Raw genomic sequence first — 12,137 nt, forward strand, 5'->3', positions numbered from 1 at the left:
AAGCAGCCTAGGCTGCTTTTTTATTTGTAATAGTAATATTAGAATGTGAAATCATCAAGAATAAAACTATGAACAATAGATATTTTCTAATTGTTGAGTAGAATGTAACTTTCTTTGAAGAGTCAGCTCTTAGCTTACTGAGTTGACTGCTAGAAAAGATTTCTGACTTGTTATTGACGTAGGCAAAATGTTCATTGGAAGGGAAATCCTTTGGGCATTTTATTGTTTTAGGTGCATAGAAGTAACGATGATTGTTCTGTAGAAATGTAACTGAATAGTAATGATCTAAATTTGACTTATAGGACAAATCTATAATATTTAACTTTTCATCTAATCCAACATATAAATTCTTGTTAATATCAAGCTTATATTTTGCGATAAGCTCATCAGGTATTTGTCTAGGCTCTACTCCTATCTTGAAGTATTCCTTGAACATATAGCCATTGAATACATGATAAATATGATATTTATCAAGAGCTTTTAAATGAGATGTAGAAATCATGACTAATGATTGTGATCCAATTAAGAGCAGTATGGTCATAATGAGAACTATTCCATAAGCAGATAATCTCTTCTTGTGAGGTTTAGCTTGTGGTTTTTTTATTTGTCTGATATCTTCCTTGATTCGATAATAGAGTTTTTCTCTTTCATGATTATCTGTTTCTTTTGAGGGAGTGTATATTTCATCAAAAGAATAATCATTGAAAGATGAATCGTTATTAAAAGAATATTCAGCAGCATTTGCACTGTAGAAAGATGAAACGACACTTCCAGTATAATCTACATAATGCATGTAATGATAATCAGGAAATAGTCTTTGCATTTCTTGTTGAATAGAAGAATAATCTGTTAATAGACAATTGATGATAATGGTATCATCATCAAGATATAAATCAAATATCTTATGGTTTGTTTTAGCGTATATGATAATTTTATTCATGATAATCTCCTTTTGTGATTCATTATAACATAGATTTAAAAAGGAAAGCTTGTCTAAATATAAAATTCTATTCATGATAATATTTTAAGTTCATTTAAGTAACTAAGAGTAAGATACTAGTAAAAGGGGATGATGTGATGAAATTATTAGGGAAATTATGCATATCATTATTAAGTGTACTTATGGTCGTAGGATTTATTCCTGTAAATGATGTCAATGCAGCAGTGAAATTAAGTGCAACTTCTAAGACAATTTATGTAGGCAGCGGGTATACATTAAAACTAAAAGGGACAAGCAAGAAAGGACATGCTAAAAGTTCTTCTAGTGCTGTCAAAGTGTCCGCAGTTAAAAAGACGAAAAAGGTCAAAGTGAGAAAACGTGTTACTGTTAAAGTGAAAGTACGCGGTAAATGGAAAAAGAAAAAAGTTTGGCGCAAGGTTACAGTGAAGAAAAAAGTAACTGTAAAGAACAGCTTCTACTTAGCAGGAAAAAGAGCAGGAAGTGCTGATGTAAGTGTAACATATGGAAAGAATAAGATTGTTTGTCATGTTGCAGTTTATCAGCCACAGTTAAATACTGTTGTGGGATATACTTATAATTTGGCATCTAGACTATCTCATACATCTGATTCTAGATATTGGACAAGTAATCAGGCTGTTGCTTTAGTAGATGAGTATAGCGGTCTACTTATGCCAATTCATTCTGGATCTTGTATTATTTATCGTAAAGTTAATAATAAGGTAAAGAGCCAGATTAAAATTAATGTAAAATCAAGTGGTGATGTAAAGGTTGGTGTAGATGTTTCAAGACATAACGGGATTGTCAATTTCAATACATTAAAGAAGAATAATATTAATTTTGCGATTATCAGAGGTGGCAATGGCTGTCGTAAATACGGTACAACTGACAAAAGTTCTATTGATTTAAATTTAAAGAGAAATATTGAAGGCGCCAAAGCTGCGGGCATGGAAATTGGATTATATTGGTATTTAAACAGCAGTACCAATGGATTGATGTCTAGCGGTGATGCAAAGCTACAAGGAGAACGATTTGCTGACAGACTATTGAGTCTTGATATTGAAAAGAATACACCAATCTATATTGATTTAGAAGAGCATTCAGCGTTATTAAAGTCTGGTTCAAAAAACACAAAAGCAGAATTCCAGAAAGAGATGTGTCAGATCTTTGAAGCAAAACTAAGAGAAAAAGGATTTACGAATATTGGAATCTACGCCTCTACTAGCTGGTATAAGGATTATTTAAAAAATGATTATTTCATGAACAAAGTGGACGTAGGAGAAGAAGGAATCACAAGTCATTGGCTTGCACATTATAACTACGCTTCAAAAGAAGGAGCACAAACACCACAGTTCTACTATAATGGTAGACTAATTACACCAGATATCTGGCAGACAGGAAGTCGTTTCCGTATCTCTGGTATAGGTTCTACTTATGTAGATATGAACTATCTTTATCAATAAAAAGAAGATACACGAAAGTGTATCTTTTCTTTTATCCTTAATATTAATTTGTATAAAAACAAATTAACTTAAGTGAACCTCAATAAAAGTGATAAAATTGTCGTATATATAGACTTTTTATTTTAAAAAAATCGACTTTATGATTTAATAAGTGTAATAGAGGAGGGATAGCCGTGAATAGTTTTAAACGATGTCTAAGTGTATGTTTGAGCCTTTTAATGGCACTTACTATCGTAGGTGTACAAAATGTACAAGCTGCCGGAATCTCATTAAGTGTTACTAAGAAGACAATGAAGGTGGGGCAATCTTTTACTTTTAAGATTAATCATTCTGCTTCTCATGTTGCAAGATCTACTAACACTAAAATAGTATCTGTTACACAAAAAACAAAAACAAAGTATGTAAAAAAGAAAAAGAAAGTGATTATCTATAAGAAGGTCAAAAAGAAATATGTAAAAAAGAATGTTTGGCGTACTTATACAGTCAAAAAAGTAAGTAAAGTAAAAAATACGTTTTCTATTAAAGCAAAGAAGAACGGAAATGCATCCGTACGTGTTGTCTATCGGAACAAGAATTATGATTGCAAGGTTGTCGTTGGAAGTACTTCAACGACAAGCAAGAAAGCTTCTCCAAGTAATTTAATAACTTCAAAGCCAAAGACTAGCTATACAGCGAAATGTTCCACTACTAATACCATGTATGTTGGACAGACAGTCAAACTAGGTAAAGAACTTGGTGGAAATGGGGCCTATGTATCAAGTAAGTCAAGCGTAGCGTTGGTTGATACATCTACAGGTCTAGTCATGCCAATTGGTGAAGGGAAAGCTAAAATTACGAATACTAAGTCTAATAAGAGTAAGGACATTATTGTTAAAGATTCTAAAAATGTAGAGGTAGGTATTGATGTTTCATATCATAATGAGACAGTCAATTATAAATCTGCAAAAAGCAATGGGATTGATTTCGTTGTGATTCGTGGAGGAAATGGCTACAAGAAACGTACGACTACGAATGCTAAAGGTGTTGATCTTAACTTAAAGAAGAATATTGATGGCTGTGAAGCAGCTGGACTTAAATATGGTTTCTATTGGTATCTTCAATCAAATAGTGGAAGTGGAAAGATGACTGAAGAACATGCTGAGATGCAGGCTACAGCGATGGCTGATGCACTTGATAGATACAAGTCTTCTATGAAGCTCTTTAAGCTTCCAATTTATTTGGATCTTGAACAACATTCTGCTTTACTTGTAAGTGAAGGCAATGACTCAAAGGAAATGAAAGAGAATGCTGCTTTCCAGAAGAAAATCTGTCAGGCTTTTATTAATGTATTATTAAAACGAGGCTACAATAACATTGGTATTTATGCATCACGTTCTTGGTATAATGACTATCTTCAGGATGAATATTTCGTTAATCAGTTTGCTTCTAGATGGTTAGCTAATTATCAATTTGATTCTGCCAATAATTCTACGATGATTCCTACATTTAAATATAATAATAAAACATATTATCCAGATATTTGGCAGACAGGGGAAAACTTTAAGGTATCATTTAATGGCAGCAAAGCTATAGACATGAATTATCGCTATTTATAACAACCGTCATATGACGGTTGTTATTTTTATTATAGAAATTAGGATAAATACAAATAATATTATTTTGTTTTGGGAACGACTATTTTTTTACTGTTTTTTCTTGACGCCTTACAGTTCTTATATTATTATGTTTACAACAAAACCGATGACGTGGAGATAAAAATAGAAAAGACGCGCACAGAGAGTCTCGCATGGTGGAAGCAGATCGTAGTCATCTATTAAATGGACCACAGAGGGCAAAGTGAAAGGGTTGACCGAGTATTCTTTGACGTGATTCTCGCGTAAAGAGAAAGTGGTTTGATGGAACCACATAAGCGCACTGTTTAGTGAATCAAGGTGGCACCGCGGTTTGAGAGTAACCGTCCTTGAAAGAGTATTCTTTCAGGACGGTTTTTTGTATAAGAAGGAGGAAGTTATGTTTACACCCACACTAGAAGAAATGAAGGCATTGCCAATAACAGATGAAAATTACATCCCTATTAAGAAAGAAATCTACGCTGATCTTTTCTCACCAATTAGCGTATTAAAAAAGTTAAAATCTGTTTCAGATCACTGCTTTATTCTAGAAAGTCATGAGGATCAGAATAAATGGGGAAGATATTCATTTATTGGATGCAATCCTAAACATGAAATCACATGTAATAACAGTCGTCTATTTGTAGATGGAAAAGATAAGGGAAGACAAAATCCCAATGAAGCAATAAGAAAGATTCTTAAAGAAAATAAATCTTATAAGCTTGAAGGATTTCCTACTTTAACTGGAGGACTTGTAGGATTCTTTGCTTTTGATTATATGAAATATCAGGAACCTTCTATTGAATGGCCTAAGAAGCAGGCTTCACATTTCAAGGATGTGGACTTGATGCTATTCTCGGATATTATCTGTTTTGATCATTATCGTCAGACATTGATGATCATCACACAGATTGATGCCCATAACATAGATGAAGATTACGACAAGGCTTGTCGTCATATTGAAGAAATTGAACATTTGATCAAGAAGGAATATATAGACTTTGAAGAGCCATTAAGATTAAAGAGTGAATTTACTTCAATGTTCACTAAAGAAGAATATTGTCAATGTGTAGAAAAGTGTAAACAGTACATAAGAGATGGAGACATCTTTCAGGTTGTATTAGCAAACAGATTAGAAGCAACATGTTCAGGAAGTCTTCTTGATACATATCGTGTCTTAAGAACGACTAATCCTTCTCCTTATATGTTCTACTTCTATTCAGATTCTATGGAAGTGGCTGGTTCATCACCAGAAACATTAGTAAAGCTAACTGAAGATGAGCTTTATACATTCCCAATTGCTGGTACAAGAAAAAGAGGAAAAGATGCTAAGGAAGATAAAGTGTTAAGTGAAGATCTTCTTCATGATGAAAAAGAACTATCTGAACATAATATGCTCGTCGATTTAGGAAGAAATGATTTAGGAAGAGTGGCCAAGATGGGAAGTGTTGAAGTCATTGATTACAAGAAAATCCTAAAGTTCTCAAAGGTCATTCATATGGCCTCAGTTGTAGAAGGAAAACTTAAAGAAGGCAATGATGCTATTGATGTTATTGGTGCATTGTTGCCGGCTGGCACATTATCAGGAGCCCCAAAGATTAGAGCCTGTGAGATTATTAATGAACTAGAAACAGTGAAACGTGGAATCTACGGTGGTGCTATTGGATATCTTGATTTTAATGGCAATATGGATACATGCATCGGTATTCGATTAGCTTACAAGAAATCAAATAAGGTGTATGTATGCTCAGGTGCAGGTATTGTCTATGATAGTGTACCTGAAAATGAATATCGTGAATGTCAGCAAAAGGCATCAGCGATTGTGGAAGCTTTACAAATTGCGAGTGGAGGAATCGACTAATGATACTACTGATCGATAATTACGATAGCTTTGTTTATAATCTTTACCATCTTATTGGTGTATATTACGATGACATTAAAGTCATCAGAAATAATGAAATGAGCGTAGAAGACATCAAGAAACTTAATCCCAAAGCCATTGTCCTTTCACCAGGACCAGGCAGGCCACATGATGCAGGAGTAATTGAAGATGTCATTGAAGAATTCCATGATAAAGTGCCAATGCTGGGAATCTGTTTAGGACATCAGGCTATCATTGAAACTTTTGGTGGGAAGATTGTTCATGCATTAAAGTGCATGCATGGCAAGACTTCAACTATTATTCTTCATGAAAATCCATTATTTGAAGGACTTCCTTCAACATTGAACGTAGCCCGTTATCACAGTCTAGTAGGAAAAGATATTCCAGAAACATTGGATGTGATCGCATTAAGCGAAGAGGGTGAAGTTATGGCTATAAAGCATAAAAAATATCCAGTCTATGGTTTACAGTTCCATCCTGAATCTATTATGAGTGAGGGTGGAAAGGTAATTATACAAAACTTCTTAAAGGAGATATCAAAATGATTAAAGAAGCGATTATTAAGATTGTAAATAAAGAAGATTTAACTTACGAAGAAGCCTATGGCGTTATGAATGAAATCATGAACGGTGATACAACGCCTACACAAAATGCGGCATTCTTAGCCGCATTGTCTACTAAATCTGCAAGAGCAGAAACAATTGAAGAAATTTCTGGTTGTGCTATGGCTATGAGAGAACATGCGACAGCCCTCAATCATAATTTTGATAATGTTCTTGAAATTGTTGGAACTGGTGGAGACCAGTCGATGAGTATCAATATTTCCACTACAAGTGCACTTGTGGCAGCAGCAGCTGGCATCAAGGTTGCTAAACACGGCAATCGTGCTGCCTCTTCATTATCTGGTACTGCAGATTGTCAGGAAGCATTAGGTGTCAATATTGAACAGTCCCCAGAATTAGCAGTGAAACTGTTAGATCAGGCCAATATGTGTTTCTTATTTGCACAATGCTATCACAGTGCTATGAAATATGTAGGAGCAATCAGAAAAGAACTAGGATTTAGAACTGTCTTTAATATTTTAGGGCCACTTACTAATCCTGCTAAGCCTGATTACTATGTATTAGGTGTCTATGATCAATACTTGGTAGAACCAATTGCTGCAGTATTAAAACAGCTAGGCGCAAAAAGAGCGTTGGTTGTCTATGGTCAAGATAAACTTGATGAAATCTCAATTGCGGCACCAACGAGTGTCTGTGAACTTAAAGATGGCACATTAAATTCTTATACAATCACTCCAGAACAGTTCGGCTTATCTCGTGGCAATAAAGAAGATCTAAAAGGTGGCGACGCCAAGGTCAATGCACAATATACAAGAGATATCCTTAATGGAATGGTGCAAGGTCCAAAAAGAGATGCAGTCTTAATGAATGCCGGAGCTGCTATTTACGTAGGTGGAAAAGCTGATAGTCTAGAAGAAGGTATCAAGATGGCTGCAGAAATGATTGATACTGGAAAAGCCACAGCTGAATTGGAAAGATATATCACATTATCCAATGAGAAGGTGGATGCATGATCTTAGATGATATTGTAGAAAAAACAAAAGTAAGATTAGAAAAGAGTAAATCTCATATTGATGAAGAGACAATGAGAAAGAACGCATTATCTTCACCATTGCCAAAAGCATCATTCAAGGATGCTCTTGCTAAAGAAGATTTATCCTTCATTTTAGAAGTGAAGAAAGCCTCACCAAGCAAAGGACTCATTGCCCCAGACTTTCCTTACAAGGCTATTGCCAAGGAGTATGAAGCCATTGGTGCAGATGCTATTTCAGTATTAACTGAACCAGATTTCTTTTTAGGCGACATCAACTATCTTAAAGATATCTCTGAGGAAGTGTATATTCCTTTATTAAGAAAGGATTTCATTATTGATCCTTATATGATTGATGAAGCAAGAGCTAATGGTGCGAGTGCCATCTTGCTTATTGTGGCGATTCTTTCAAATAAACAGTTAAAGGATTATATAAAATATGCCCATGATTTATCACTTGATGTTCTCGTAGAAGCTCATGACGAAGAGGAAATCAAGATTGCGGTTGAAGCAGGAGCAGATATTATTGGCATCAATAACAGAAACCTCAAGGACTTTACGGTAGATCAGCGCTTTATGACAATGTCTTCATTGATTCCTGATGATAAGATCATCGTGAGTGAAAGTGGCATATCAACTCGTGAACAGGTTCTTCAATATGAAAGAGCGAATGCTTTATTGATTGGAGAAACAATGATGAGATCGTCTGATAAACAAAAGACATTAAATATGCTAAAGGGTAAAGAAAATGAAAATTAAGATATGTGGCTTATCAAGAGAAGAAGATATCGCTTATGTCAATGAAGCCAAACCTGACCTAGTCGGATTTGTTTTTGCAAAAAGCAGAAGACAGGTTTCTGATAAACAGGCAAAAAAGCTTAAATCACTACTTGATACGCATATTAAAAGTGTTGGTGTCTTTATAGATGAGCCAAGAGAACATATTGTCAACCTTGTAAAAGAAGGCATTATCGATATCATTCAGCTTCATGGACATGAGAGCCAGGATGATATTGAGTATTATAAAAAGACATGTCGCGTGCCCATTATAAAAGCAAGACATGTGGATGATTCAACACACTATGATTGTGATTTTGATCTTATTGATAACATCAATCCAGGTAGCGGACAGAAGTTCGATTGGTCATTGATAAAAGTCAATAAACCCACATTTCTTGCGGGGGGGATAGGCATTGACGATATTGAAGAACTATCACATTTACCAATTGTAGGAATAGATCTTTCATCATCAGTAGAAACAGATGGAAAAAAAGATAGAGAAAAAATTATAGATATTGTAAGGAGAGTAAGATGCAAGTAGGAAGATATGGACGTTTTGGGGGACAGTATATTCCTGAAACATTAATGCATGAAATACATAAAATAGAAGAAGCGTATGAGTTTTATAAGAACGATAAGGCATTCAATGATGAATTAAACACACTTCTTAAAGAATATGCCGGAAGACCTTCGCTATTATATTATGCCAAGAAGATGACAGAAAATCTTGGTGGAGCTAAGGTCTATCTTAAAAGAGAAGACTTAAACCACACTGGGTCACATAAAATCAACAATGTTCTTGGTCAGTGTCTGATGGCTAAGAAAATGGGCAAGACAAGAGTCATTGCGGAGACTGGAGCCGGTCAGCACGGTGTTGCGACCGCAACAGCGGCTGCTTTGCTTGGATTAGAGTGTGAAATCTATATGGGTAAGGAAGATACTGATCGTCAGGCTCTTAATGTATATCGTATGGAACTGTTGGGAGCTAAGGTTCATCCGGTTACAACTGGGACAATGACTTTAAAGGATGCGGTCAATGAAGCGATGAGACAGTGGACGAAGAGAGTGGATGATACACTTTATGTTCTTGGATCAGTTATGGGTCCTCATCCTTTCCCTATGATGGTCGGTGATTTCCAAAGTATCATTTCTAAAGAAGCAAAAGAACAGATCCTAGAAAAAGAAGGACGCTTGCCAACAGCTGTTATGGCCTGTGTTGGTGGTGGATCTAACGCAATGGGAATGTTCAGAAACTTTATTGATGAACCCTCTGTCCAGCTTATTGGCTGTGAAGCTGCTGGTAAAGGTGTTGAAACAGCACTGCATGCAGCTACGATTGCGAAAGGGGAAGTTGGTATTTTCCATGGCATGAAATCATTGTTCTGTCAGGATGAAGATGGACAGATTGCTCCAGTGTATTCTATTTCTGCTGGTTTGGATTATCCTGGCATTGGTCCTGAACATGCGAACCTATATGAAACAGGGCGTGCAAGTTATGTACCAGTTACTGATGATGAAGCCGTTGGTGCTTTTGAATACCTTGCTAAAGAAGAAGGAATCATCTGTGCTATCGAAAGTGCTCATGCTGTGGCACATGCATTAAAGATTGTACCTCATATGAATAAAGATGATATTGTCATTATTTGTCTTTCTGGTAGAGGAGATAAGGATGTAGCCGCAATTGCTAGATATAAGGGGGTAGATCTTCATGATTAAAGACGCATTTCAGGATAAGGCACTTATTGCCTTTGTAACTGCAGGAGATCCTACATTAGAAAAGACTAAAGAGAATATTAAAGAAATTGTGGATGCAGGTGCTACACTTGTAGAAATTGGTATTCCTTTTAGTGATCCTATAGCAGAAGGACCAATTATCCAGGAAGCAAGCTTAAGAGCTTTGACTCATGGTGTTAAGGTGAATGAAATCTTTGAAATGGTTAAAGAACTAAGAGAAGACGTTTCTGTTCCTCTATGTTTTATGACATATGCGAACGTATTGTTCCATTATGGCTATGATGCCTTCTTAAAAAGATGTGATGAAGTAGGCATTAATGGATTAATCATTCCTGATATGCCATTTGAAGAAAAAGAATTAAAAGAAGCAGCACGTGATTATGATGTGAATATCATTTCAATGATTGCGCCAACATCTAGAGATAGAGTCAAGATGATTGCTAAAGAAGCCGAAGGCTTCATCTATCTCGTCTCTTCATTAGGCGTAACTGGTGAAAGAGATCAGTTCTCTGATAACTTGAAAGACATCATCGGTGATATCAGAAGTGTAACTGATGTACCAGTTGCTATTGGTTTTGGTATACATGAACCATCACAGGCTAAAGCAATGGCTGCTATTTCTGATGGCATTATCGTAGGAAGTGCTATTGTTAAGCGAATTGGTAAACATGAACCACTTTATGATTATGTGAAATCATTAAAGGACGCGATTAAAACTGCATAATAAATAGTATTCTATGTTAAAATAGAAGTGGTGATGAAAATGAATGAACACTTTGATATGATGCAGCCTCTTGCAGAAAGGTTGCGTCCATTAACATTGGATGACTTTGTTGGACAGAAGCATCTTATTGGCAAAAATAAGGTGCTTTCTTCTTTGATAGAGAATGACCGTATAACATCTATGATCTTCTGGGGACCACCAGGGGTGGGCAAGACGACTTTGGCAAGAATAATTGCTAACCAGACACATTCTGAATTTATTACTTTTTCAGCGGTCACAAGTGGTATCAAGGATATTCGTAAAGTCATGAAGGAAGCAGATGAAAATTGTAAATATGGTGTACGTACCATTGTCTTTGTAGATGAAATTCATCGTTTCAATAAAGCACAGCAGGATGCCTTTTTGCCTTTTGTTGAAAAAGGCAGCATTGTTCTAATCGGGGCAACGACAGAAAATCCTTCATTTGAAGTGAACGGAGCGTTATTATCTCGCTGCAAGGTTTTTGTTCTACATCCTTTATCTAATGAAGATATCGTGACACTATTAAAGAATGCCTTGCATTCACCTAAGGGATTCAATAATCAAAAGATTGAGCTCGATGAGAAGTACCTTTATGCGATTGCGACTTTTTCTAATGGAGATGCAAGAAGTGCCTTATCTACATTAGAAATGTGTATTCTTAACAGTGAAGAAAAGGATGGTGTACTTGTCATCTCTGATGAGATTGTTGAACAGGTTACTAATAAAAAAGCTTTGCTTTATGATAAGAAAGGTGAAGAACACTACAATCTGATTTCTGCTTTGCATAAGTCAATGAGGAACTCTGATCCTGATGCCGCCATATACTGGCTGGCCCGTATGCTTGAAGCTGGAGAAGATCCGCTCTATATCGCTAGAAGAGTGACACGCTTTGCGAGTGAAGATATTGGAATGGCTGATCCTAAGGCATTAGAAATATGCGTAGCCGCTTATCAGGCGTGTCATTTTATAGGCATGCCAGAATGTTCAGTTCACTTAAGTGAAGCTGTTGTTTATTGTTCACTAACGCCAAAAAGCAATGCTTTATATAAAGCTTATGAAAAAGCCAAGAAGGATGCCTTAAAGACGGTCGCAGAACCAGTGCCGCTTACTATTCGTAATGCTCCTACAAAACTGATGAAAGAACTTCATTATGGAGAAGGCTACCAGTATGCACATGATTATGAAGAAAAGATGACCGCTATGCAGTGTCTTCCCGACAGCTTAAAAGATCGTGTCTACTATGAACCTACCAAGCAGGGATTTGAAAGTCAGTACGGTGAACGACTTAAGCGTATTAAGGAATGGAAGAAAGCTCATCGTAAATAGCTTTCTTTATTTGAAAAGACACCACTGTTTTAGAAATGTTGAGGTA

Annotated in this window: 11 protein-coding genes; 10 read left to right on the forward strand and 1 reads right to left on the reverse strand. The window is 35.9% G+C overall.

From position 1 onward, the window contains the following. Window positions 1-7: 7 nt before the first annotated feature. On the reverse strand, window positions 8-940 hold the full coding sequence (locus T513_RS0105130) for a hypothetical protein (protein WP_031589253.1): 933 nt from the start codon (window positions 938-940) through the stop codon (window positions 8-10). 137 nt (window positions 941-1,077) lie between these two features. Between T513_RS0105130 and T513_RS0105135 the strand changes: the two genes are divergently transcribed. From T513_RS0105135 to T513_RS0105180, 10 genes are all read left to right on the forward strand, one after another. Next, window positions 1,078-2,421, forward strand: coding sequence for a GH25 family lysozyme (locus T513_RS0105135; protein ID WP_031589255.1), 1,344 nt, complete (start codon window positions 1,078-1,080; stop codon window positions 2,419-2,421). 173 nt (window positions 2,422-2,594) lie between these two features. Then, window positions 2,595-4,016, forward strand: coding sequence for a GH25 family lysozyme (locus T513_RS0105140; RefSeq protein WP_031589257.1), 1,422 nt, complete (start codon window positions 2,595-2,597; stop codon window positions 4,014-4,016). A gap of 415 nt (window positions 4,017-4,431) precedes the next feature. Further along, window positions 4,432-5,892, forward strand: coding sequence for an anthranilate synthase component I family protein (locus T513_RS0105145; RefSeq protein WP_029073217.1), 1,461 nt, complete (start codon window positions 4,432-4,434; stop codon window positions 5,890-5,892). Further along, window positions 5,892-6,458 (forward strand): anthranilate synthase component II, encoded by a 567-nt coding sequence (locus T513_RS0105150; protein ID WP_031589259.1) that lies wholly within the window; start codon window positions 5,892-5,894, stop codon window positions 6,456-6,458. The genes T513_RS0105145 and T513_RS0105150 overlap by 1 nt, the downstream gene beginning before the upstream one ends. Next, window positions 6,455-7,489, forward strand: coding sequence for an anthranilate phosphoribosyltransferase (trpD, locus tag T513_RS0105155; protein WP_029073216.1), 1,035 nt, complete (start codon window positions 6,455-6,457; stop codon window positions 7,487-7,489). Before T513_RS0105150 ends, trpD begins: the two co-directional genes overlap by 4 nt. Next, entirely contained in the window at window positions 7,486-8,265 is a 780-nt protein-coding gene (gene trpC / locus T513_RS0105160; protein ID WP_031589260.1) for an indole-3-glycerol phosphate synthase TrpC, read from the forward strand. Before trpD ends, trpC begins: the two co-directional genes overlap by 4 nt. Then, the gene (locus T513_RS0105165) at window positions 8,255-8,827 is read left to right on the forward strand and encodes a phosphoribosylanthranilate isomerase (protein ID WP_029070555.1); all 573 of its coding nucleotides are present in this window, start codon (window positions 8,255-8,257) and stop codon (window positions 8,825-8,827) included. Before trpC ends, T513_RS0105165 begins: the two co-directional genes overlap by 11 nt. After that, window positions 8,818-10,002 (forward strand): tryptophan synthase subunit beta, encoded by a 1,185-nt coding sequence (gene trpB, locus T513_RS0105170; RefSeq protein WP_029070556.1) that lies wholly within the window; start codon window positions 8,818-8,820, stop codon window positions 10,000-10,002. Before T513_RS0105165 ends, trpB begins: the two co-directional genes overlap by 10 nt. Next, window positions 9,995-10,744 (forward strand): tryptophan synthase subunit alpha, encoded by a 750-nt coding sequence (gene trpA, locus T513_RS0105175; RefSeq protein ID WP_031589261.1) that lies wholly within the window; start codon window positions 9,995-9,997, stop codon window positions 10,742-10,744. Before trpB ends, trpA begins: the two co-directional genes overlap by 8 nt. A 39-nt stretch (window positions 10,745-10,783) precedes the next feature. After that, window positions 10,784-12,091 (forward strand): replication-associated recombination protein A, encoded by a 1,308-nt coding sequence (locus tag T513_RS0105180; RefSeq protein ID WP_173438712.1) that lies wholly within the window; start codon window positions 10,784-10,786, stop codon window positions 12,089-12,091. Window positions 12,092-12,137 lie beyond the last annotated feature (46 nt).

It is taken from the genome of Kandleria vitulina DSM 20405, assembly GCF_000702065.1.
GTDB lineage: Bacteria > Bacillota_I > Bacilli_A > Erysipelotrichales > Coprobacillaceae > Kandleria > Kandleria vitulina.

Excerpts from the sequence above, each read along its gene's own strand:
- T513_RS0105130 (WP_031589253.1), bottom strand. The coding sequence starts at position 940 with ATGAATAAAATTATCATATACGCTAAAACAAACCATAAGATATTTGAT.
- T513_RS0105135 (WP_031589255.1), top strand. The coding sequence starts at position 1,078 with ATGAAATTATTAGGGAAATTATGCATATCATTATTAAGTGTACTTATG.
- T513_RS0105145 (WP_029073217.1), top strand. The coding sequence starts at position 4,432 with ATGTTTACACCCACACTAGAAGAAATGAAGGCATTGCCAATAACAGAT.
- T513_RS0105150 (WP_031589259.1), top strand. The coding sequence starts at position 5,892 with ATGATACTACTGATCGATAATTACGATAGCTTTGTTTATAATCTTTAC.
- trpD (WP_029073216.1), top strand. The coding sequence starts at position 6,455 with ATGATTAAAGAAGCGATTATTAAGATTGTAAATAAAGAAGATTTAACT.
- trpC (WP_031589260.1), top strand. The coding sequence starts at position 7,486 with ATGATCTTAGATGATATTGTAGAAAAAACAAAAGTAAGATTAGAAAAG.
- T513_RS0105165 (WP_029070555.1), top strand. The coding sequence starts at position 8,255 with ATGAAAATTAAGATATGTGGCTTATCAAGAGAAGAAGATATCGCTTAT.
- trpB (WP_029070556.1), top strand. The coding sequence starts at position 8,818 with ATGCAAGTAGGAAGATATGGACGTTTTGGGGGACAGTATATTCCTGAA.
- trpA (WP_031589261.1), top strand. The coding sequence starts at position 9,995 with ATGATTAAAGACGCATTTCAGGATAAGGCACTTATTGCCTTTGTAACT.
- T513_RS0105180 (WP_173438712.1), top strand. The coding sequence starts at position 10,784 with ATGAATGAACACTTTGATATGATGCAGCCTCTTGCAGAAAGGTTGCGT.